Source organism: Devosia sp. LC5 (assembly GCF_000735585.1).
In the GTDB taxonomy this organism is placed as follows: domain Bacteria; phylum Pseudomonadota; class Alphaproteobacteria; order Rhizobiales; family Devosiaceae; genus Devosia.
This window is the reverse complement of sequence record NZ_JNNO01000006.1, coordinates 27,016-47,366: the sequence shown is the minus strand read 5'-3', so window position 1 is coordinate 47,366 and position 20,351 is coordinate 27,016. Positions and strand designations below refer to the sequence as shown.

Genomic DNA, 20,351 nt, shown 5'->3' with positions numbered 1-20,351 from the left:
ACAGTATATTCGGAATTCAGTTGACCGAAAACCACGTCACGGCGGTGAACGGGTTTCATCGCTGCTGAGAGGGCAAGAATCTGGCTCGAACACGGCTTAAGCCGCGTTGTTGTTGATCGTCACCCGGATGCACGAGTTGCAGGTAGGAAGACACTTAATGAAAGCGGTCGCGTTGCAGCTTGAGGCAGAGCTCGATGGAAGTCTGGCAGAATGTTGGGAGGTCCTCACCACGTCTCGGCATCTCGCCGTCTGGTTTGGTCCGCATTTGACCCTTGATGCCCGTGTTGGCGGTCAGGTGGAGGAACACTGGGCAAAGGGCAGCAGAAAAATGGTGACGAGCGGCATCATAACCGCATTCGAGCCACCGAGATTGCTGTCGATGACCTGGGCGGACTCGGACTGGCCTGATCAAACACAGGTCACGATCGAGCTGGAACCCGCTCGGACAGGCACGATTTTGAGCTTGACCCATGCAGGCTGGGAGAGGCTGGTTGGTCTAGACTACGAGCTCTTGAGCGCCGAGCATGAAGCAGGATGGAATAGTCATATTGGCTCACTTCTTCTTTACATCAAGGGCTTCCGTTCAAACCTTGATCAGCGACGGGCCCTCATTAGAGATCCTCTCCCTTGAAAATTCTCTCGCTAAACGCCTGGGCCGGACGGCTTTACCCAGCCCTGATCGACTACCTGCAGCGTGCCGATGCCGACGTGATGTGTCTGCAGGAGGTATTGCGCAGCCAAGATGGGCAGCCGGCCTGGCTGACTTACCGCGACGAAGGCGTGGAGCTGCGGCAGCGGGCAAATCTGTTCGATAATTTGCGTAGCACGTTTCCGGGACACGAGGTCTACTTTTGTCCGTCAATGCGTGGCCAGTTGCTACATGAGGATGTGCCCGGTTGAGTTCGGACTGGCGAATTAGTTCGGCGAGCCTATTCGGTGATCGGCCATGCGATGGACTTCGTCCACAGGGATGGCGACCCGCCGCCGCCGTTCGTCCCGCCGGCAGGGCGTCCGAAACACCTGCATTGGCCGGTGGGACAGCGGCGGCTAGGCCTTGGCGCATCGGCACTACAAACCCGGACGGCTGCCCCATGCTACCTCAATCTTCGCCCGCCGCGTTCCCGCGCCGCCATGATCTCGACTGGCTGCGGGTCATCGCGTTTGGATTCCTGATCTTCTATCACATCGGCATGTTCTACGTGACCTGGGATTGGCACGTGAAGAGCGGCCATGCCAGTGGCGCGATCGAACCTATCATGGCGCTGATCAATCCGTGGCGGTTGCCGTTGCTTTTCTTCATCTCCGGCGTGGCATTGCGCTTTGCCATGGATAAGACGATGACAAGGGCGTTCCTGCCGCGTCGCGCTGGCCGGTTGCTCCTGCCCATCGCCTTCGGCTTTTTCGTCTGGGTGATGCCGCAGGCCTATTTCGAACTGCTGGCGAAGGGTGAAATCGGCCCCGACCTCTGGGCGTTCTATCGTGACTATCTCGATGTGGACTTCGAGTTCTCCATCCTGACGCCGACCTACAACCATCTTTGGTACCTGGTCTATATCCTGCTCTATACGCTGGTGGTGGCAGCACTGCTGCCGCTGCTGCGCCGGCTGGAGCGGCCGACCGAGACGCTCCTTGCATGGCTGTCGGCGAGTGCGTTTGGTTGGCGCCTCTTGCTGTTGCCGACGGCGCCGTTCCTTATTTACGCCGCTACGCTGGTGCCATACTTCCCGACCACCCACGCCGTCGTGGACGATTGGGCCAATCATGCGAATCTGTTGACGATCCTTCTCATCGGCTGGTTGACGGCCAAGAGCCCGGTCTTCTGGGCCGGTGTGGTGCGCGCCTTGCGGCCGGCGGTACTCCTTGCGCTGACGCTTGGAGCCGCCCTGCTGGCGGCACGGCTCAATTGGGACGCTGTGCGGGACGCCGAGGGGTTCTCCTGGCTGGTTGGCGGGCTACGGTGCATTTTCGCCTGGGCGACTGTCGTTGGCATGGTGGGCCTGGCGCAGCGCTATCTCAACCGTCCCAGCGCCGCGCTGCGGTTTCTGACGGAAGCGGTCTTTCCCTACTACGTGCTGCATCAGACCATCATCGTGGCTGTAGGCTTCTGGCTCGCCGAGCAGGCCCTGCCGCTCGGGATCGAGGTTGCGATCATCTCGATCACCGCAATCGGCGGCTGTGTGGTCCTCACCGAGGCGATCAAAGCCGTGCCGCTGCTTAGGCCATTGTTCGGGTTAGGTCGGCGCAGCAATGGGGAGAAGTTGCCTGCGCCAGCTCCTGCCTAAGCCGGTGTCGATGCGCAAATGGCCGACGTTCGCGTATTATGTCGGCGCGGCAGCCCACCTCAACCTACCTTCTTGGAAGGCGTCTCAGGGCTTACGCCACCGCTACCAGAGACGTCCAGAATGATCCTGCCCGCGCGCGCTCGCACCTGGAGGCGACTAAAACCGGGATGGTCCGCGGCCAGGAGGTGGCTGCCAATCGCCATGCAAAACGCCAGCAAACAGCGAGCTTCGACTTCCTCGGCATCGGAGCAAGTCGCCCCGAGCATATCCCGCAAAAGCTTCATGCGCCGATTGTCAACGCGCCGCAGCCGCTCAGCGACGGCGGAGTCGCGTCGAGCCCAATCGCGGACCGCCAGATCTATGTCGAAGAGACGGCCGGCAGAAAGAGTAAGCTGACCCGCGAATCTGAGTTGATCTTGCCAGCTGCCGCCCTCTTGCTCCACTCGTTCGAGCACGTCATCGACGCTTTCGCGCTCCCAGGTGTCGAGCATGGCCGTTAGCAGCGCCGGGCGATCGGCGAAATAGCCATAGAACCCGCCTTTGGTAACCCCAAGTGTCTTTGCCAGGGCTTCCACTCGAACCGCATTGATCCCACCGGCCGCAAGGGCCTGGAGACCTGCCTCGACCCACTTATCCTTAGCCGTCCTGAGTGCACCCATCGCAGGTAAACCTCTAACCTTGACTAGATATACGTCGACGTATAACACACGACCATGCGCTACCGCATAAACGGTCTGCCGCCATGGGCGCAAGTCCACCCGAGACCGATGTATCGGCGTAGTCGTACTACCGCTTGCCTGCAAGAATGAATCGAGGTTTCCAATGATCAAGTGGGCTGGCTGGCTCATATTGCTGTACGGAGCCGCGCATACCTTGGGAGCGCTTACTATCGAAGGCGCAGGAGGTCATGCTGCCGAGTGGTTTAGCGGTCAGTTGTGGGACGATGACCTCAGTAACATGAGTGCAGCCGGCAACGCATTCTGGCTTAGCATCGACAGTTTTGGGCCAATGCTCGTACTGATCGGCATGATGGTGCTGTGGATGCAGCACAACCGCGTGGTCCCGCCAATGTTTGTCCCGGCGGCTCTGTTGGCATGGAACCTGATCGACGCCGCAGCGCTGCTGTACACACCCTGGCCTATCATCACGATCGCCAGCATTCTGCTGATGATTGGCGTCCGAAGGGCTAAGGGGAACGGGACGTGACCTGCTGCGGCGCGAACACGTTGTAATTTCTCCCTGTCCTGCCACGGCAATTTCAGCGCCAGAAGATGCCCCCCCGGATCAATCCGGTCGGACTGCCCGTTCAAGCCTGAAAGAACGATGATGTCGACCGCCGCTAGCCAAATGCACCGTCAAGTCCTGTTGCTCGCCTTCGCGCAGGCCCTGTTCCAGACGGCAACCGTTCTGGTGATGACCGTGGGCAGCCTCGCCGGCGCCCAACTGGCCATAGCGCCAGAATTGGCTACAGCGCCGATTGCCGCCATGTTTTTGGGCACTGCGATCGGCATCGTTCCCGCCTCGATGTGGATGGCGCGAGTTGGCCGGCGGGTAGGCTTTGTTGCCGGCACCATTGCCGGCGTCGCAGGTGGCCTGGTCGCCGCCACCGGCATTGCCGTCGGCAGCCTCCTTCTCCTTTGTCTGGGCACCTGCCTCGTCGGCATCTATCAGAGCTTTGCTCAGTTCTACAGGTTCGCTGCTTCCGAAGTCGCCGATGACCGCTTCCGCCCCAGGGCGATTTCGCTGGTGCTGGCGGGCGGCATCATGGCTGCTGTCGCTGGACCGGCGCTCGGGCGGCTGGGAGGCCCATGGCTGCAGCCCGCCTATAGTGGATCATTCCTGATCCTGGCAGCGGTCTGTCTTGTTGGCGCCGGCCTGCTCATGGGATTGAGGGTTCCACCCCGCCCGGCCACTGTCTCTTCGGAGCCTGCCAGACCGCTATCGGTCATCATGCGCCAGCCAGACTATCTGGTCGCATTGTTTGGAGCAGTGACCGGATCTGGCGTTATGATCCTCGCAATGACGGCAACCCCGCTCGCCATGGTGCACCACCATCACGGGCTGGATCAGGCATCGCTAGTCATTCAACTGCATGTGCTCGGCATGTTCCTGCCCTCGCTCTTCACGGGATCACTGGTAGCGCGATTCGGCGCCTTGCAAGTCATGGGGGCAGGCATTGCCTTGCTGGTGGGGCAGGTGCTGATGACGCTTTCCGGAACCAGCTTCTATTCCTTCGCGGGGGCGTTGGTCCTGCTCGGCCTGGGCTGGAACTTCCTCTACGTTGCCGGTACGAGCCTGCTGACTCGAACCTACTCCACGGCGGAGAAGGCCAAGGCGCAAGCGGCAAACGACCTCATCGTCTACATGGTCGGCCTCGCCGCATCCCTGTGCGCTGGCATCCTGCACCTGGGATGGCAGACCATGAACCTGTTCCTGCTCCCCTGGCTCGGGCTTGCGGCCGCCGCTGTGCTGTGGCTCGCTCTCAGGGGAAGCAGCTTGCCGCCGCCTGATACCGTTACCACCCGCGCCGCCGGTGGGGGCGCTTTCGTGACACCCTTCAATAACCGTGCCATGTCCACCAGCACGCTCACGCCCTGCGTGGCATGTGTTCGCCATGCTTCTTTGGTAGCATTTGCGCGGGCGCATATGGACCTGCATCTGTGTTCTCGATATATATACGCATGCGTATAATTGTGGAGTTCACGATGTCCACCTTGATGAGCTTGGGCACAACCAAACCAACCACCCTTAGGCGGCGGAACGGCAGGAGGGGCAAGTTGTTTCTGGCGGGCGCCTCTGGTGCCATCGGCCAACGCCTCATACCCTTATTGCTCGCCGACGGCTGGAGCGTCATGGGTATGACGCGCTTTCCAGAGCGCGCGACGGCGATGCGGCGGTTGGGGATCGAAACCGTGGTGGCCGACGCTTTCGATGCCGCGGGAGTAATGGCAGCGCTATCCAAGTTCCTGCCGGATGTCCTCGTTCACCAGCTCACCGACCTGCCGCGCGACCTCGCTGAACTCAACGACGAGGCATTGGAGCGCAATGCAAGATTGCGCTGGATCGGTACGCGCAACCTGGTGGCGGCGGCTCGCGATGTTGGCATTGCCCGCATTGTGGCGCAGAGCATTGCATTCGACTACGCGCCTGGCCCCCTGCCTCATCGGGAGGCCGACCAGCTCGCCGGGCGTCTGGACAATGCGTCCTCTTCTTCGAACGGTGTCATCGGGTTGGAGGATCAGGTTGTCGGCCTGGGGATCCCGTTCGTTATCCTGCGATACGGCCGGCTCTACGGCCCCGGCACCGGCTCCGACCGGCCATGGGGAGCGGCACCGGTTCATGTGGACGCGGCCGCCTATGCGGCGGCCCTGGCCTCGCGCACCGACATTGAGGGCATCTTCAATATTGCCGAGCGCGACGGCGAAGTCGACAGCACGCTGGCCGAGACCAGGCTCGGCTGGACGCCGGGCTTTCGAGGGTGGCAAGGGCCCGCAGCCCCACAGCTTCAGCTCTCCTTCCGCAAATCATAGGGCCTGCAACAAGCACTTCTCAGGATGGCGGCGACGTCCCGGTTGGGCACCCACTCGGCCCGCCGGAGCCCGGCAATCGCCGTCATGCCTTTCACTCGACAAGGAATAAACAATGACCACCACCGACCTACCCCCGCGGTCCGAAGTGACCGCAAGCCCCTTTCTCCAACGTGATGGGCTGCTGCCAGGCGCCGATTTCGGGGACTCCTACTCGCTGGTTATAGCGGACCAGAAGTTGAGCGTTATCGACGTTTCAACGCGGGTATTTGGTCAGACGCCAGGTTGGGTCAAGCGGATGCTGGCGGTCAGAACTGCGCTGGTGGCGCCCTTCGGGTTGATTACCGGAACGGAGCCGATGCCCGGCTCGGTCAGGCGTATCGGTATGCTGCCAATCCTGGAGCAGTCGGACGACCATGTCGTCCTGGGCCTCGATGACCGCCATCTTGATTTCCGAGTGCTGATAGAAATCAAGGAACAGCTGTCGCTGCGGCAGGAGGTTTGCGTATCGACGGCGGTAAAGACTCACAACGCAGCCGGCCGGGCCTATCTGGCATTTGTGAAGCCGTTTCACCGTATCGTCGTGCCGGCAATGTTGAGGCAGCTGGTGTCAGCAAAGCCACGCCGGCTCCTCCAATGAGGCAGCCCCAAGCCAGCGGAGGGTTACCAGAAACACGAGACGTTGTTCCGCTGGGGCGATAAGCGCTACGGCACCTGTTTACCGGGCGTATCTGCTCGCCGGGTGCAAAAATCAGTAGCCGAAGCGCCTTCACACGCTTCGCCTGGCTTCGCTATTGAAGCTCGGGGCCAATCGAGACGGCGCGCTGAGCAGTGTCAGCACGATGATTAGGCCGAAGGCGACCGGTGGCCCGATCGGCAGCAATTCGGGGCTAAGTCCCAGCGCCTTTGTGCTGATCCACGACACCATCACGGTCGCGGCCAGCAACGCGATATACATGAGCACAAAGCGGCCGGCAGCTGCAGGCGCCCTCAGCGACCAAAGCAGAGCCGACGGGATCGACAGGAACAACACGCAGCTGAACAGCCACATTGCGTAAAGCAGTTGCCTGGGCGAGGAGGTGATGTCACTCGCCAGCAGCTCGGCCGGCCAAAGCTGGAGGGTCCCGATGACGGTATGGTAGGTCGCCACCAGAGCCGTGAAACCGGTCGCGATGCAAAACACCACCAGCCGATTGCCACGAGGTGCCGGCGCCAGCGCTTCTGCCTGATGGGGCGGGCGTGCCAGTAAGGCCAATACCCCCACCGCTGCGTGGAGCAGACAAAGCGCAAGGAACATCTGACCGGCTGCGTCGATCAATAGCCCCGTCGCCATGTGGAACAGAGCTTGCGTGACATTGAACAACGCGATGAGACCGAGCATCGGCCTCGACACGGGCGCCAGCGGGGTAGTCAGGACTAGGAGCATGATCGGATAAGTCCAGGCAATTGCTGACATCGCATACCAGATCACCCGAAGCCCCTGCTGGGCTTCGGGGATAGTGCTGCTGGCCATCAGGGCAGCCATCGTTGGCGTCGTCAGCACAAAGGTGTGAAGGGCCGCAATTATGGCGGCCAAGATTCCGGCCACCCATTGGGCCCGGCCCCGAGCCAGAAGCGGACTTTTCGCGGCATTGTTCATGATGACTCCATCCGTGCCTCGCCAGGCACTCACGTGCCGGACTATTATATACGGTACCGTATATCTGAAACTAGCAAACCGATGCGGCGCTGTACAGAGAGCCGCGTTGACCAAGTTGGTCTCCATGTATACGGTACCGTATACTCACTCTGGTGCACGGGAACCGAGGCCTCCGATGTCGCTTGTCCTTTCTATTTCCGCAGCTGTACTTCTATTCGTGACGGCTGGATATCATCTGACAGGCCTACAGGAGGCCTCCGCGGGCCTGGTTGGTGAGCGGCGCGGGCTGGTCCGGGCCGCCTGGATACTTGTCGGCGCCTACTGGTTCATCACCGGAGCGATCTGGATCGCCGCTGCGTTCAGATTTTTGCCGCAGGCGACCGCCATCTGGACTGCCTCGATACCCATGCTGGGGGCGATCGCACTGACTGCGATGGTCGGACCCAGATTTCCGGGCGTCTCTTTACTGGGTCTGGCAGGGACCCTCGGGTTGATTTCGGGGCTCATCCAGTAGCCGCCGTCACCCGGATGCAGGCGACGACTTTGTCCAAACAGCGCCGCAACGAGGATCGAGCTCCGCGATGCTAGGCGGTAGGGAAACATGATGGATACATCGGCATATGAAAACATGCGGGCGGGCAAATCTTATGGCATGCCCAACCCGTACCTGATCGGCCTGCAGATCGACGCTCGGGCCAAGCGCGACGCTTATAATGCCACGCCCATGCGCGAGGCCGAGCAGCGCCAGGCGATGCTGAAGGATATGTTGGGGAGTTTTGGCACGGGCATGATCCTGTCACCCGTCGTCTGGGAATACGGCAAGCACATCTATTTCGGTGAGCGGGTGTTCGTTAACTTCGACTGCGTCTTCCTTGATGGCGCAGACATCCGTGTCGGCAGCAATACGGTGATTGGCCCGCGCGCCCAGTTCCTCACCGCCGGACATCCACTCGATCCGTCCGAAAGAATCAAACTCGACCCGGAGACAGGCATTCCCGTTGGCAGCCATTGCGTCAACAAGCCAATCACCATCGGCAGGCAGTGCTGGATCGGCGCCGGCGCCATTATCCTGGGCGGCGTGACGATAGGGGACGGTACCACGATCGGAGCAGGCAGCGTCGTCACCAGGGATGTAGCGTCCGGTGTCCTGGCAGCAGGCAATCCGTGCCGGGTTATCCGGGAAGTAGTCACCGATCGGGTGCGGCCCAGCACTGTGGGATGATCGGGCTCCGAACTTCGACCAGGCCCGCCCGAAGACCCGCTGCTTCAGCGCTCAATCGTACCGGAGCGACGAATTTTCTTCTGAAGCAGCAATACGCCATAGAGCAGCGCTTCCGCCGTTGGCGGGCATCCCGGCACGTAGATGTCGACCGGCACTATTCGATCGCACCCACGCACGACCGAATAGGCATAGTGATAGTAACCGCCGCCATTGGCGCAGGATCCCATCGAGATAACGTAGCGCGGTTCGGGCATCTGGTCGTAGACCTTGCGCAAGGCGGGAGCCATCTTGTTGGTCAGGGTCCCGGCAACGATCATGACGTCGGCCTGGCGGGGCGAGGCCCGCGGGGCCGAGCCGAACCGCTCCAGATCATAGCGCGGCCCCGAAACTTGCATCAGTCCCTCGATCGCGCAACAGGCAAGGCCAAACTGCATCCACATCATGGAGCCGGTGCGCGCCCAGGTAATCAGAGACTGGGCCGTTGTGACCAGAAAGCCGCGATCGGCCAACTGGTCGTTGAAGGTGGCTAGATCGGCATTCGAAATGGCGCCGTGATCACCCGCTACGCTCATCGTGTAAGTCCCATTTAAAGATCACCCGGCTCCGGTGTCGGAGCACTGCGAGTCAATATACGGAACCGTATATATGTCGCTCGCAGGGGTCAACCCAAGCGTTACCCGCCAGGCGAAGTTACCGGCTGATCGGCCTAGCTTCGTCGTAGCCACAACCGGCAATGAGACCTGCATGTCGTTTGGCGCCAACACAAAGCGTGCCAAGCCGCGTTCTGCGACACTCGTGCATCTGTACTGAAGTCCACGGAGGCGTTAGTTTTCGATTATACGTATGCGTATATTCGAGTAAGCTAGTCGGACAAGGATGAGGCGAATGAATAATACGACCACCAATTTCACCCTGTCGGTATTGGCGGCAGCGGTCTTGTCCGCAATCATCGCGGCTCTCCACACATTTTTGCTAACGCCGCTTACCATCGATGCCCTCATGGCAGGCGATACGATCGCCAAAGCTCAACAGGGGCTTCGAATGATGTGGTACGGGATGTCCGCGATTGCATGGACCTACCCGATTGTCCTTCTGAGCCTGACGATCATGCGTCCCTCAGCGACAAGAGCGATGCTCGGACTCATCGCGTCATTCAATGTCGCACAGGCTATGTTCTATTTGACGGCAAGCCTTTGGATCGACCCGTCCAGCTACGTGGTTCTTATGCTTTGCGTGCTACATGCTGCCGCCGGCGCCTTGGTATTGTACGCCCGCCCGCCGTATCAAGCAGGCGAGCCAGTTGCGCCTCGCCGCGGTGGCTATCGCCTGGTACTGTTTTGCATGGCCCTTGCAATTGCGGCTCCAAATGCCGTCTATCACACCGTCTTTGCTACCCTCTACGGCTGGCCAGCCGAGCTGCTGGCAAGTAACACGCCGCCCGCACCAAAACAGATGCTTTACGCGATGTGGCTTTTTAGCTGCGTATTGTTCACGTCGATTCCTGCGGCCCTCCTTTGGTCGCTGCGAGCGCCTGCAGCGGCCGGCCGCTTCGTCCTCAGGTATCTCGCCCTCTTGATCGCGACACTGATGGTGTCGTGGGGCAGCGCAATGGCCCTAGGGATCGGTCCCGAACTGCTACCGAGCGGGCCGATCTCGCTTGGCCTACTCGTTGCGCTGACGGCACTCAGCGCGCCACCAAGCAAGAAAATTGGAAAACTGGGCCGCATCCATTGAGAGGCACGTTCGGGACCTCCCACGCTGGACGAGGACAATGGGCCATCCGGGGGAGCAGCGGGATCGGCTACGAGCTTCTTGTCGCGACAAGCTCTTTGGCGGACCGCAACGGCCTCAGGCGTTCCGGGACCTTGAATGAAGCCGATGTTGTTGCGGTACAGCTCGCGCATGCTACTGCGAAGCGCCTTAATTCATGCTGGGGCAACACTACAAAGGTCAGCGGGAGGCGGATCAAATGGCGTAGTTCCCACGATGCCGGCCTCATGACCGCGTGCTCGGACACCCCATCATCGCGAGTGCCTATCATGGCACGAGCGGGCTTGAATCACCGGCGCCGCCGCCAGCCAACGAGGAACCCCGAGAGCGTCGGCGCTAAGCCATGCTAGTTGTGGAACTCCTCGTACATGACGACAAGGTGACGCTTGTTGCTCTGCCCCCCAACCAACATCGCCTTGACGATGCGTCTCGAGCCGCCTATCGGCGGCCGGATCGCCTTGTCCGTGACCGGCCAATGTCGGCAGTCAAGGCAGGACAACCGATAGCGCGGGAAGGGTTGGGCAGTTTGGACGGAAGTAGGTGACGTCAATCGACAAAGCTATAGACGTCGAGTTGCAGATGATCATCGAGCGGCACTCTTCCCTGTCCGATGCCATTGAAGTTTTGAGGAGTTATCGAGATGCCGGCGTGCCCGCCGATCGGGTCTACGACCTTCTCCGCTTGATACTCGAAGATGGCGATGAACGTCCGGGTCACGACGACTTTGTTCGCGAGATAATGGACATTGTCATAGGATACTGCTCACCCCATAATCTCAGGGTTTGGGACTAGCAGGCGGGCCGCAAGACTTCCTTGCTCCTCGGTCAAGGCCAGGTTGCACTAGCGGACAAGGCAATGGATGAAACGCGGTGTCGGCAAACGGCCCGAGTGTCTGCGCCGTCAACGAGGAAGCGACCGCAGCGGCCCGCGCAGGACTCGGGTTCACTATGGTCATCCCTATGGGGCGTTGCCGCCGAAACCCGACTGGGGCTTCGGCGAAGCGAAAGCATATGCCAGGTTTCCGCCCGGTCGCCCTCGCGCCGCCGCGGGTGTTCGAGCGAACTGGATATCAAGACAGCGTTGACGGGCGGAAGTGGCCAGCTATGTCGGCTATTGTGCGTCGGCCCCCCAAAACGGTCAGTCCGCAATCGGCCCCTACCCTGCCCTTTATAAGCAATGCCCTATCGCTAGGTGCTTTCTTACAGGCGGCTTGGGTTATTGGTGCCCATCTTTATCTCAAAGATAAATAAATATCTAAGTAATATCAGTGAATTAGGAGAATGGCGCGCCCTAAGAGATTCGAACTCCTGACCCCCAGATTCGTAGTCTGGTGCTCTATCCAGCTGAGCTAAGGGCGCGCAAGCCGTTTTTGGTTACGGCAGCTATCAGCGAAGCGGCCCGGAGGCGGCTTCCTGCTGAAGCGAGCGAACCCATACATGGCTGCTTTGGCGTTGGCAAGCGGGCGGTTGGCAGAATTTGCCCAGACTGTGGAAATCAGTCTGTACGCAAGACCGCAGGTAGCACGATATCGAAGCGCGTGCCCTGGGGTTGATCGACAAAGACCAGCCTGCCGCCATGGGCCTCGGTGATTTCGCGCGCAATGGCCAGACCCAGCCCCGTGCCGCCGGAGCGGGCCGAGCCTTCGAAGGCGACGAAGAGATTGTCGCGCGCCCGGGGCGGTAGGCCCGGGCCATTGTCACTGACCGAGATGGTGATTTCCTCGGCGCCGGTTTCGACCGCAACGGTGACTTCGGGCGCTGCAATAGCCGCATTGGCGGCTTCGAGCGCCTCGCGGGCATTCTTGAGCAGGTTAAGCAGTACGCGGGCGAGCTGCCCGGCATCGACGTTGAGCACCAGATCGTCCGGCACGCCATTGATGAAGCCGATATGGGGGTGACCAACCAACCTCGCGTCAAAGGCGGCGTCCTCGACCAGCGTCTTGATGCCGGCGGGCGCCATGACCGGGGGTGAGGCCATTTCGCGGCCATAGTCGAGTACCGATTGGGCAAAGCCGATGGCTTTGTCGAGCGTGGTCACGAGACGGGGAGCGAGGCGCTGGACTTTGGGATCATCGAGCGTTGCCACTTGATCGGACAGCAATTGCGCCGAGGTCAGGGTATTGCGCAGGTCGTGATTGATCTTGGCGACGGCCAGGCCCAGATCGGCCAGATGGCGGCGCTGGCGCAGCATGGAAAAGATATCGCTTTCCATGGCCGCCAATTCGCGCTCGACCACCCCGATTTCGTCGCGGCGGTTGGAGGGCACGATGATGAGACTGGCGTTCTCGGGGGCTTGCCGATAGGCCAGCATGTTCTGGGTGAGACGCAAAACCGGATCGATGAAGAGCCGGCTGACCAAGACATAGAGCGTTACCGCCGTGAGCGCGGCGATGACCAGCGAGATCAGCACGATATTACGTGAATATTCGAGCATGTCCTGCCGTAGCGGCCGCTCGGGCATGAGCAGTTCGACCTGGCTTTCGTCCAGGTTCCCCTCCCCCACAATACGCAGCGTACGGCCGGGCCCGGCAAAGAGCGTATCGAGGGCGCCCATGGTCAGGGTCATGATATCGCGATGGCGCATATCGGCGGTGGCGACCACGCCGGGAGTGACAGGATTGGCCAGCTCGATCAGCTGACTCTGGCCCTCGCGGCGATAGACGATGGCATTGGCGCCGGCCGAGGTGAGGAGGCGATCGGTGAGGCCGCGCGGCAGGGCCATGACATCGGGCACCGCATCGAGTACGCGGGCGGCGACGACGCCGACGCGCAGGCGATCATCGAGCCAGCTGGCGCGGAAATTGGCGAGTGAGGGCAGATAAACAACCACTTCGACCGCCAAGATCACCACGATGATGGTGGCGATGAGCTTGATCGAGAGGCCGGAGAACCGGCGGGGCCTGAGACTGCGTTCGGCTGTCATTGCAAACCATTATAGGCAAGGACGACTGGGCTGTAACCCCCGGCCAGGGCTGCTCAACCCAGCAATTTGCGCAGGGCCTGGCTGCGTTTTTCCCACGCGCCCGGCAGGCGGGTGGCGAGGAAGGCCTCGCCCAACTGGGTCAGGACGGCGGCAAGGCTGGGATGGGGCAGCACCAGCTCGGCCAAGGCGCCTACGGGCATGCCTCGTTCCATGGCCAAAGCCAGCATGGCGATGACTTCGCCCGCGCCCGGTCCGATAATGGACGCGCCCAAAATCTTGCCATTGCCGCTGGCGAGCAGCTTGGCCGCGCCATGGGTCTGGCCCAGGGCCCGCGCCATGTCGTTTTCGGCAAAGCTGGCGCGCAGCACCAGCGTGCCCTCGGGCAGCGGTCGCTCGCCTTCGATCAGCCCGATCGAGGCGAGGCCCGGCTCGGTCTGGGTGAAGCTGGGAATGGACTTGCTGTCCAGCCGGCTCGCGCCGGTGCCGAACAGGCGGTCGATGATGATGGCGCCATAGCGCAGGGCGGCGTGGGGCTGGTTCTGCCCCGCCGCGCCGCCAACGGCGCTGATACGGGTATTGGTGGTGTGTCCATCCGGGTTGAGCTGGAGGAACTGCGGTCGCGCTTTGTCGAAGCGCACTTTGGCCCGCTCGAGCCCCAGCCCTGCCAGATCGGGCAGTCGGCCCATGGCGACCAGCACATGGGAGGCATCAAGGCCATGTGTGGTGCCATCGGCATGGGTGATTTCGACGCCGGTGCCCTGGCGGCGCGGCAGAATCGCTGAGACCACGGCGTCTTCGGCGATCTCGAGACCCTCCTGAGCAAGCTGACGCAGCAAGATGACGACCTGTTCGCGGTCGAAGCCGGGAAGAATTTCGCCGGGCACGAGCGTCACCATGGCGCCGAGCCGGTGATAGGCTTGCGCCAGCTCGATGGCGCCGGCATCGCCGCCGATCACCACCAGATGGCTGAGCTTGCGGGAGTTGCCCGCGATGGTATCGGGGGTGAAATAGGCAATCTCATCAAGCCCCGGGATGGCCGGAAGTATGGGCTTGGCGCCCGTAGCCAGAATGACATGACGGGGGCGGAGGGTCGCATCACCGAGCTTGAGCGTCTGCCGGCCAGTGAAGACGGGCTGGCCCGTACGGTAATCGATGCCGAGCGCTATAAGCCGTTCTTTGGCATCGCGTGGGGCGGTGTTGGCGGCGAGGGTTTTGGCATGTTCGCCGATGGCCTTGAAATTGGGCTTGGGCTCGGCATGGGCCAGGCCCAGCACTCCGGCGGTGCGCATAGCCTGGGCGCGCGCGGCGCTGGCGGCGAAGGTAGCCGCGACGAGGCGCCCCTGGGCCGGATCGCCAGCTTCCTCGGCGCCGCGATTGATCAATAGGACGCCGGCGCCCAGCCGCCTGGCGCGCAGGGCCAGGGCAATGCCGAGCGCGCCTGCACCGATGATGCAGATGTCGGGATTTTGGAGGTCTGCCATAGACTGCCGGGCAAAAGAAATTCGTTGCAGACTTATGCGGCGATCCGACAGGGAAGACAACCGCCAAGCAAGAGGCGGGAAAGCAGCGCAGGCGCGTTGACTTGGCCCCAGCTTTTCCCTATAGACCCCACCAACCCGCACCGTCGGCGCCTGGCGCATGATGAGTGTCCGATATTCTTGCGAAAGCAACGACCAAACAAGAGGAACCGTGCCCCGCGCGGTCTGATGTCATGAAGCGTACATACCAGCCCTCCAAGCTCGTGCGTGCCCGTCGTCACGGTTTCCGTGCGCGTATGGCCACCAAGGACGGCCGTATCATCCTGAACCGCCGCCGCCGTGACGGCCGCAAGAAGCTTTCGGCCTAAGGCGCTCTGGCCGGATGACGGCCATGAAGCAGCCAGAAGGCGCGCTGCGCCGGCTGACCAAGCGAAGCCAATTTCAACGGGCCGCCCGGGGCAATCGCGCCGGGCGTTCTGCGTTTGGGCTACAGGCTATCGCGACCGATGCGCCCGAAGCGGGCATTGGTTTTACCGTCACCAAGAAGACGGGCAATTCTCCCCAGCGAAATCGCATAAAACGCCGGCTTCGCGCGGCTGTGACAGCATGCGCGCGTGACTTTGTGCCCGGCCATGACTATGTCCTGCTCGGGCGCCCCGAAGCGCTGAGTGAACCCTTTGCCAAGCTGGTTGCCGATCTGGGTGCCTTGATCGTGCGTGTGCACGAACCCAGATCGAGTGAACAGCGCCATTCTCCCGGCCGCGGCGGCCCACGGAAACCGAGACAATGACTGACAATCGCAACATAATCCTGGCCATCGTGCTCAGCATGATCGTGCTGTTTGGCTGGCAATTCTTCGTTGCCAAGCCGCAACTGGACCGTGCCCAGCAGGCGCAGGAACTGGCCGCCCAGCAAGCCCAGCAGGATGCCGCGCTCGCCACCCCGACCACCACACCGGATGGCGCCGTAGTGCCGGCCGCCACGGGCACACCGACCTTTGCCGATCGCGCCACGGCTATTGCCGCCACCGAGCGCATCCAGATCAACACTGCCGATCTCGAAGGCTCGATCAACCTGACCGGCGCCCGGCTCGACGATCTCGAGCTCAAGCTCTATCGCGAGACGGTTGACCCCGAATCCCCGATCATTACGCTGTTGACCCCGGCTGGCGTTGCCCATGCCTATTACATCGAAGAGGGCTGGATACCGGCCAACGCGGCCAATGTCGCGGTGCCCGACAATAATTCGGTGTGGACGCTGGATGGCGCCAATAGCACGCTGACCGAAGCCAGCCCGGTTACCCTTAAATTCGATAATGGCGCGGGTCTGATTTTCCGCCGCACCTTTGCGGTCGATGCCCATTACTTGTTCACCGTCACCCAGAGCGTGGAAAATACCGGCGCGGGTGATGTGGCCCTGTTCCCCTATGCCCGCGTTGTTCGCCATGACACGCCCAAGGTTGCCAATTTCTTCATCCAGCATGAGGGCCCCACCGGCGTGCTGGGCTCCAACAATCTGGTGGCCCGCAAGTATTCCGATATGCAGAAAGATCAGATGATCGATCTGCCGGCGACTTCGGGCTGGCTCGGTTTCACCGACAAATATTGGGCCACCGCGGTTCTGGCCAAGCCGGGTGCGCCGCTCAATGCGCGCTTCTCCTGGTCCAACCCGACCGGCACGCGCGATGTCTACCAGTCGAGCTATGTCGAGACGACGCCGATCGTCGTTGCCGCTGGCGCCACCGTCAGCAATGAGAGCTACATCTTTGCCGGTGCCAAGGAAGAAGCGGTTCTTTCGAGCTACCAGCAGCAATATGGTTTTGACCGTATCGATCTGATGATCGACTGGGGCTGGTTCCATTTCCTGACCTGGCCGATGTTCAAGCTCCTGACCTTCCTCAATGGCATTATCGGCAATTTCGGCCTCGCCATCCTGGCGGTAACCATCATCATCAAGGCGATCTTCTTCCCGCTCGCCAGCCGGTCTTATGCCTCGATGGCCGCCATGCGCCGCGTGCAGCCGGAGATGAAGTCGATTCAGGAGCGGTTCAAGGAAGACCGCCCGGCCCAGCAGCAGGCGATGATGGAGCTTTACCGCAAGGAAAAGATCAATCCGCTCTCGGGCTGCTGGCCCATCCTGATCCAGATTCCGGTGTTCTTCTCGCTCTACACCGTCATCTTCATCAGCCTTGAAATGCGCCATGCGCCGTTCTTTGGCTGGATTCAGGATCTGGCGGCGCCCGATCCGACCAATATCTTCACCCTGTTCGGCCTGATCCCGTGGGACCCCACCGTCATGCCGATCATTGGCAGCTTCCTGCATCTGGGCATCTGGCCGGTGATCATGGGCATTACCATGTGGGTGCAGATGAAGCTCAATCCGCCGCCGCCCGATCCGACCCAGGCGATGATCTTCAACTGGATGCCGGTGATCTTCACCTTCATGCTGGGCACGTTCCCGGCGGGTCTGGTGATCTACTGGGCCTGGAACAATACGCTCTCGGTCACCCAGCAATGGTTCATCATGAAGCGCCATGGCGCCGAAGTGAACCTGTTCGGCAACATCATCGACAGCTTCAAGCGCAAGCCCAAGCCGGCCGAGACGACCAAGTCCTGATCGTCACACGAGCCAAACCATGCTACTGCCCGCCGGAAGCCTCCGGCGGGCAGTGTTTTTGAGTGAGACCGAAATGAGCGAGATCGACTATTCGCCCGATATGATCGAACGTGGCCGGCTGATGTTCGCGCGGCCCTTCCTGTTCACCAAGGGCTGTGTGCGCATTGCCGACCTGCCCCCGATGGACCGGGTCGAGATCGCTTTTGCCGGCCGTTCCAATGTGGGCAAGTCGAGCCTGATCAACGCGCTGGTCGGCATGTCCGGCCTCGCCCGCACGTCCAACACGCCCGGCCGCACGCAGGAGCTCAATATCTTTGAGAGCCAGAGCGAGAACCTGCGCATCGTTGACATGCCCGGCTATGGCTATGCCAAGGCGCCCGAAGACAAGGTGCGGGCCTGGACCAAGCTGATCCACCAATATCTGACCGGCCGCGCCACCCTGCGCCGCGTCTATGTGCTGGTGGACGGGCGTCACGGTCCAAAGGACAATGACCTGACCGTGATGAACGAGCTGGATGGCGCTGCTGTCAGCTATCAGGTGGTGCTGACCAAGGCCGACAAGCCGCTCAAGCCGGAGCTGGACAAGGTCATCGCCGCCACCAAAGCCGCCATCGCCAAGCGCCCGGCAGCGCATCCGCATGTCATCCTGACGTCGAGCGTCAAGGGCGATGGGTTGCGCGAGCTGCGCACGGAAATTGCGATGTTGCTGGAGAGCTGAGGGGCTCTACCGCCCCACGAAAAACTGCCCGATATAGCCTGCCACATCCTTGCTGTCCGAGGGCGTTGCCACCGAGGCCACGGCCTTGTCCACCAGCGCATCGGGCGCCTTGCCACGCCGGAGTTCGGCCAGGGCGATGGTATAATCGTCGGCAAATTCGGGATGCGGCTGAAAACTCAGCGCTGCGCCATTGCGATAGGCCAGGCCCGCATTGGGGGTGAAGTCGGAGGCCAGGATCACCTCGGCCTCCTTGGGCGGCACGATCACCTGATCCTGATGCGAACAGGCCACCGATAAAGCCGATGGCGCCGCGCGCATGAAAGCGGGGCGGCTGGTCACCCCGTAGGTGTGCCGGCCAAGCCCCCAGCCCTTGTCGGACTTGCGCACGTCCCCGCCCAGCGCATCGGCCATGATCTGGTGGCCGAAGCAGACCCCAAGCATGGGTGTGCGCGCCGCATAGGCGCGTCGGATGAAATCGCGCAGCGGATCGAGCCAGGGCAGGTCATCATAAACCCCGGCAGCCGAGCCGGTGATGACGATGCCTTCCACCGGACCCAGTTCGGGGAATGGCGCGCCATCGGACACAGCCACCACCTCTTGAGAAAAGCCCTGTCCCGTCGCATCGAACATGCGCTCGAACATCTTGGCATAGGGCCCGAACTGACCGCGCAGCGGCAGGGGCACGTCGCCGGTCTGGATGATGGTGAGTTTCATGGGATGCGCCACCGGGAGAGGTTAGCTCCCGCATAGCGGAAAAGGGAGCGGTGCCGCAACAGCAACCTCGCCACGACCTCGTCCTTCGACAAGCTCAGGATGAGGTCCACTGGTTGGTGCGCGATCTAATAGTAGACCTCATGGTGAGCCTGTCGAACCACGTGGTCGTGCCCCTCACGCCACCTTCGGCGTAAACTTCAGCGCCACGCCGTTGATGCAATAGCGCAGGCCGGTGGGGGCCGGGCCGTCGTTGAAGACATGGCCCTGGTGGCCGCCGCAATTGGTGCAGAAGACGGCGGTGCGGCTCATGCCGAAGCTGTTGTCGGTGACCGAGCCGATAGCGCCGGTGATGAAGGTGTAGAAGCTGGGCCAGCCAGTGCCACTGTCGAACTTGGTTTCCGAAGCGAACAGGGCCTGGTCGCACCCGGCGCAGGAGAAGGTGCCGGCGCGGTGCTCGTCATTGAGGGGCGAGGTAAAGGGGCGCTCGGTGCCTTCGTGGCGCAGCACGTCATAGGCTTCGGGGGAGAGCCTGGTTTTCCATTCTTCATCGCTGAGCTTGAAGGGGAAGTCGGCTTCGGCAGCTATGGACGTTCCCGTCGGGCGGAACAGCGCGATGGCGGAGAGGGCGGCGATAGCGCCGCCGCCGAGCAGGAGATTGCGACGATCTACAGCCATTTTTCTGGTCCCTGATTGGGCGCCCCGCGCCGTACCGCTGGCGGAGCGGCGCGAGGCTGTTGACGAGCATTGTAGAACCCGGGAGGGTGTATTGGCACGTCAAGGTTTGGTGAAAGGCGCGCGAGCCGCGCCGTTCTGGAATGCCATTCGTATTGGCATCACCCAAAGTTACATTTTGGGGGTCAGCACCTTGTCGATGACGTGGATCACGCCATTGGACTGGATCACGTCGGCAATGGTCACATTGGCGACGGTGCCGTTTTCGTCGGTCACGGTGACCTTGCCGTCCTTGGCTTCCAGCGTCAGCTTGCAGCCGCCGACCGTGTCAGCCACATGCTTGCCGCCATCGGCTTCCACCATCGAAACGATATCGGTGGACAGCGCCTTGGCCGCGATCACATGGCAGGTCAGGATTTTGGTCAGCGTGTCCTTGTTTTCCGGCTTCAGCAGCGTCTCGACGGTGCCGGCAGGCAGGGCTTCGAAGGCTGCATCGGTGGGTGCCAGCACGGTGAACGGGCCAGGGCCGGACAAGGTCTCGACCAGACCGGCGGCGGTGACGGCGGCAACCAGGGTGGTGTGATCGGCCGAGTTGATGGCATTTTCGATGATGTTCTTATCGGCGAACATGGCAGCGCCGCCAACCATCGGATTGTCCTGGGCGAAGGCGGGCGAGCCCGCAAGGACGCCGACGGACAGCGTGGTGGCAAGGCAAAGAGCGCGGAGAGAGAGTTTCATTTGGATTTGGTCCTTCCTCATTTTTCGTTCCCTTGGTCGGCCGGGACATGAGG

23 protein-coding genes and 1 tRNA gene are annotated in these 20,351 nt (G+C 61.6%); 13 read left to right on the top strand and 11 right to left on the bottom strand.

Annotated features, from left to right (window positions below):
• Nucleotides 1–157 precede the first annotated feature (157 nt).
• The 3 genes from FF80_RS04385 to FF80_RS04375 all read left to right on the top strand — a co-directional run bounded on the left by FF80_RS04385 (nt 158) and on the right by FF80_RS04375 (nt 2,282).
• Entirely contained in the window at nt 158–631 is a 474-nt protein-coding gene (locus tag FF80_RS04385; RefSeq protein ID WP_035097894.1) for an SRPBCC domain-containing protein, read from the top strand.
• Nucleotides 628–900 (top strand): hypothetical protein, encoded by a 273-nt coding sequence (locus FF80_RS04380; protein ID WP_052153167.1) that lies wholly within the window; start codon nt 628–630, stop codon nt 898–900. The genes FF80_RS04385 and FF80_RS04380 overlap by 4 nt, the downstream gene beginning before the upstream one ends.
• A gap of 125 nt (nt 901–1,025) precedes the next feature.
• A complete protein-coding gene (locus tag FF80_RS04375; RefSeq protein ID WP_152558262.1) occupies nt 1,026–2,282 on the top strand; it encodes an acyltransferase family protein in 1,257 nt (418 codons plus the stop codon).
• 59 nt (nt 2,283–2,341) lie between these two features.
• On the opposite strand, the gene FF80_RS04370 is transcribed toward FF80_RS04375, so the two are convergent.
• Nucleotides 2,342–2,941, bottom strand: a complete 600-nt coding sequence (locus FF80_RS04370) for a TetR/AcrR family transcriptional regulator (protein WP_035097890.1) — start codon at nt 2,939–2,941, stop codon at nt 2,342–2,344.
• Nucleotides 2,942–3,104: 163 nt separating this feature from the next.
• Here FF80_RS04370 and FF80_RS04365 point away from each other — a divergent pair, with 163 nt between their 5' ends.
• The 4 genes from FF80_RS04365 to FF80_RS04350 all read left to right on the top strand — a co-directional run bounded on the left by FF80_RS04365 (nt 3,105) and on the right by FF80_RS04350 (nt 6,449).
• The gene (locus FF80_RS04365; RefSeq protein ID WP_035097888.1) at nt 3,105–3,488 is read left to right on the top strand and encodes a hypothetical protein; all 384 of its coding nucleotides are present in this window, start codon (nt 3,105–3,107) and stop codon (nt 3,486–3,488) included.
• A 141-nt stretch (nt 3,489–3,629) separates the two neighbouring features.
• The gene (locus tag FF80_RS04360) at nt 3,630–4,973 is read left to right on the top strand and encodes an MFS transporter (protein WP_081917250.1); all 1,344 of its coding nucleotides are present in this window, start codon (nt 3,630–3,632) and stop codon (nt 4,971–4,973) included.
• 14 nt (nt 4,974–4,987) lie between these two features.
• A complete protein-coding gene (locus FF80_RS04355; RefSeq protein WP_244445696.1) occupies nt 4,988–5,812 on the top strand; it encodes an NAD(P)-dependent oxidoreductase in 825 nt (274 codons plus the stop codon).
• Between the two features lie 112 nt (nt 5,813–5,924).
• Nucleotides 5,925–6,449, top strand: a complete 525-nt coding sequence (locus tag FF80_RS04350) for a DUF2867 domain-containing protein (RefSeq protein ID WP_035097884.1) — start codon at nt 5,925–5,927, stop codon at nt 6,447–6,449.
• A 129-nt stretch (nt 6,450–6,578) separates the two neighbouring features.
• Here the strand turns inward: FF80_RS04350 and FF80_RS04345 are convergent, their stop codons facing one another.
• On the bottom strand, nt 6,579–7,334 hold the full coding sequence (locus FF80_RS04345; protein WP_152558261.1) for a hypothetical protein: 756 nt from the start codon (nt 7,332–7,334) through the stop codon (nt 6,579–6,581).
• A 432-nt stretch (nt 7,335–7,766) separates the two neighbouring features.
• Nucleotides 7,767–8,051 carry a hypothetical protein gene (locus FF80_RS21595; protein WP_152558260.1) on the bottom strand — a complete coding sequence of 95 codons (285 nt, stop codon included), beginning with the start codon at nt 8,049–8,051 and terminating at the stop codon, nt 7,767–7,769.
• 1 nt (nt 8,052) lies between these two features.
• Here FF80_RS21595 and FF80_RS04335 point away from each other — a divergent pair, with 1 nt between their 5' ends.
• Entirely contained in the window at nt 8,053–8,670 is a 618-nt protein-coding gene (locus tag FF80_RS04335) for a sugar O-acetyltransferase (RefSeq protein ID WP_035097878.1), read from the top strand.
• Nucleotides 8,671–8,714: 44 nt separating this feature from the next.
• Here FF80_RS04335 and FF80_RS04330 read toward each other — a convergent pair whose 3' ends face one another.
• The gene (locus FF80_RS04330; RefSeq protein WP_052153166.1) at nt 8,715–9,242 is read right to left on the bottom strand and encodes an NADH-quinone oxidoreductase subunit B; all 528 of its coding nucleotides are present in this window, start codon (nt 9,240–9,242) and stop codon (nt 8,715–8,717) included.
• Between the two features lie 313 nt (nt 9,243–9,555).
• Between FF80_RS04330 and FF80_RS04325 the strand changes: the two genes are divergently transcribed.
• Complete coding sequence (locus tag FF80_RS04325) at nt 9,556–10,404, top strand: hypothetical protein (RefSeq protein ID WP_035097876.1); 849 nt, start codon at nt 9,556–9,558, stop codon at nt 10,402–10,404.
• Between the two features lie 582 nt (nt 10,405–10,986).
• On the opposite strand, the gene FF80_RS21810 is transcribed toward FF80_RS04325, so the two are convergent.
• The 4 genes from FF80_RS21810 to FF80_RS04305 form a co-directional block, all read right to left on the bottom strand.
• Nucleotides 10,987–11,157: a hypothetical protein gene (locus tag FF80_RS21810; protein ID WP_160172788.1), complete on the bottom strand. Its 171-nt coding sequence runs from the start codon at nt 11,155–11,157 to the stop codon at nt 10,987–10,989.
• Between the two features lie 564 nt (nt 11,158–11,721).
• Nucleotides 11,722–11,798: transfer RNA gene (locus tag FF80_RS04315), tRNA-Arg, on the bottom strand.
• Between the two features lie 136 nt (nt 11,799–11,934).
• Nucleotides 11,935–13,362 (bottom strand): HAMP domain-containing sensor histidine kinase, encoded by a 1,428-nt coding sequence (locus FF80_RS04310; RefSeq protein WP_052153165.1) that lies wholly within the window; start codon nt 13,360–13,362, stop codon nt 11,935–11,937.
• Nucleotides 13,363–13,415: 53 nt separating this feature from the next.
• Nucleotides 13,416–14,843 carry an NAD(P)/FAD-dependent oxidoreductase gene (locus tag FF80_RS04305; RefSeq protein WP_035097872.1) on the bottom strand — a complete coding sequence of 476 codons (1,428 nt, stop codon included), beginning with the start codon at nt 14,841–14,843 and terminating at the stop codon, nt 13,416–13,418.
• A 230-nt stretch (nt 14,844–15,073) separates the two neighbouring features.
• On the opposite strand from FF80_RS04305, the gene rpmH reads away from it, so the two are divergent.
• The 4 genes from rpmH (at nt 15,074) to yihA (ending at nt 18,174) form a co-directional block, all read left to right on the top strand.
• Nucleotides 15,074–15,208 (top strand): 50S ribosomal protein L34, encoded by a 135-nt coding sequence (rpmH, locus tag FF80_RS04300; protein WP_035097870.1) that lies wholly within the window; start codon nt 15,074–15,076, stop codon nt 15,206–15,208.
• Nucleotides 15,209–15,231: 23 nt separating this feature from the next.
• A complete protein-coding gene (rnpA, locus tag FF80_RS04295; protein WP_035098049.1) occupies nt 15,232–15,630 on the top strand; it encodes a ribonuclease P protein component in 399 nt (132 codons plus the stop codon).
• Nucleotides 15,627–17,456, top strand: a complete 1,830-nt coding sequence (yidC, locus tag FF80_RS04290) for a membrane protein insertase YidC (protein ID WP_035097868.1) — start codon at nt 15,627–15,629, stop codon at nt 17,454–17,456. Before rnpA ends, yidC begins: the two co-directional genes overlap by 4 nt.
• A gap of 73 nt (nt 17,457–17,529) precedes the next feature.
• Entirely contained in the window at nt 17,530–18,174 is a 645-nt protein-coding gene (gene yihA / locus FF80_RS04285; RefSeq protein ID WP_035097866.1) for a ribosome biogenesis GTP-binding protein YihA/YsxC, read from the top strand.
• A gap of 6 nt (nt 18,175–18,180) precedes the next feature.
• Here yihA and FF80_RS04280 read toward each other — a convergent pair whose 3' ends face one another.
• The 3 genes from FF80_RS04280 to FF80_RS04270 all read right to left on the bottom strand — a co-directional run bounded on the left by FF80_RS04280 (nt 18,181) and on the right by FF80_RS04270 (nt 20,298).
• On the bottom strand, nt 18,181–18,888 hold the full coding sequence (locus FF80_RS04280; RefSeq protein WP_035097864.1) for a type 1 glutamine amidotransferase: 708 nt from the start codon (nt 18,886–18,888) through the stop codon (nt 18,181–18,183).
• A 174-nt stretch (nt 18,889–19,062) separates the two neighbouring features.
• Nucleotides 19,063–19,563: a peptide-methionine (R)-S-oxide reductase MsrB gene (gene msrB / locus FF80_RS04275; protein ID WP_035097862.1), complete on the bottom strand. Its 501-nt coding sequence runs from the start codon at nt 19,561–19,563 to the stop codon at nt 19,063–19,065.
• Between the two features lie 168 nt (nt 19,564–19,731).
• A complete protein-coding gene (locus tag FF80_RS04270) occupies nt 19,732–20,298 on the bottom strand; it encodes a fasciclin domain-containing protein (protein ID WP_035097860.1) in 567 nt (188 codons plus the stop codon).
• Nucleotides 20,299–20,351: the final 53 nt, after the last annotated feature.

Bases quoted from the DNA above. Each gene is read 5' to 3' on its own strand.
- FF80_RS04370 (WP_035097890.1), bottom strand. From the start codon at position 2,941: ATGGGTGCACTCAGGACGGCTAAGGATAAGTGGGTCGAGGCAGGTCTC.
- FF80_RS04330 (WP_052153166.1), bottom strand. From the start codon at position 9,242: ATGAGCGTAGCGGGTGATCACGGCGCCATTTCGAATGCCGATCTAGCC.
- rnpA (WP_035098049.1), top strand. From the start codon at position 15,232: ATGAAGCAGCCAGAAGGCGCGCTGCGCCGGCTGACCAAGCGAAGCCAA.
- FF80_RS04385 (WP_035097894.1), top strand. From the start codon at position 158: ATGAAAGCGGTCGCGTTGCAGCTTGAGGCAGAGCTCGATGGAAGTCTG.
- FF80_RS04350 (WP_035097884.1), top strand. From the start codon at position 5,925: ATGACCACCACCGACCTACCCCCGCGGTCCGAAGTGACCGCAAGCCCC.
- FF80_RS04365 (WP_035097888.1), top strand. From the start codon at position 3,105: ATGATCAAGTGGGCTGGCTGGCTCATATTGCTGTACGGAGCCGCGCAT.
- FF80_RS04310 (WP_052153165.1), bottom strand. From the start codon at position 13,362: ATGACAGCCGAACGCAGTCTCAGGCCCCGCCGGTTCTCCGGCCTCTCG.
- FF80_RS04325 (WP_035097876.1), top strand. From the start codon at position 9,556: ATGAATAATACGACCACCAATTTCACCCTGTCGGTATTGGCGGCAGCG.
- FF80_RS04305 (WP_035097872.1), bottom strand. From the start codon at position 14,843: ATGGCAGACCTCCAAAATCCCGACATCTGCATCATCGGTGCAGGCGCG.
- FF80_RS04280 (WP_035097864.1), bottom strand. From the start codon at position 18,888: ATGAAACTCACCATCATCCAGACCGGCGACGTGCCCCTGCCGCTGCGC.
- FF80_RS21595 (WP_152558260.1), bottom strand. From the start codon at position 8,051: ATGTTTCCCTACCGCCTAGCATCGCGGAGCTCGATCCTCGTTGCGGCG.
- rpmH (WP_035097870.1), top strand. From the start codon at position 15,074: ATGAAGCGTACATACCAGCCCTCCAAGCTCGTGCGTGCCCGTCGTCAC.
- FF80_RS04355 (WP_244445696.1), top strand. From the start codon at position 4,988: ATGTCCACCTTGATGAGCTTGGGCACAACCAAACCAACCACCCTTAGG.
- FF80_RS04360 (WP_081917250.1), top strand. From the start codon at position 3,630: ATGCACCGTCAAGTCCTGTTGCTCGCCTTCGCGCAGGCCCTGTTCCAG.
- FF80_RS04345 (WP_152558261.1), bottom strand. From the start codon at position 7,334: ATGGCTGCCCTGATGGCCAGCAGCACTATCCCCGAAGCCCAGCAGGGG.
- FF80_RS04270 (WP_035097860.1), bottom strand. From the start codon at position 20,298: ATGAAACTCTCTCTCCGCGCTCTTTGCCTTGCCACCACGCTGTCCGTC.
- FF80_RS04335 (WP_035097878.1), top strand. From the start codon at position 8,053: ATGGATACATCGGCATATGAAAACATGCGGGCGGGCAAATCTTATGGC.
- yidC (WP_035097868.1), top strand. From the start codon at position 15,627: ATGACTGACAATCGCAACATAATCCTGGCCATCGTGCTCAGCATGATC.
- msrB (WP_035097862.1), bottom strand. From the start codon at position 19,563: ATGGCTGTAGATCGTCGCAATCTCCTGCTCGGCGGCGGCGCTATCGCC.
- yihA (WP_035097866.1), top strand. From the start codon at position 17,530: ATGAGCGAGATCGACTATTCGCCCGATATGATCGAACGTGGCCGGCTG.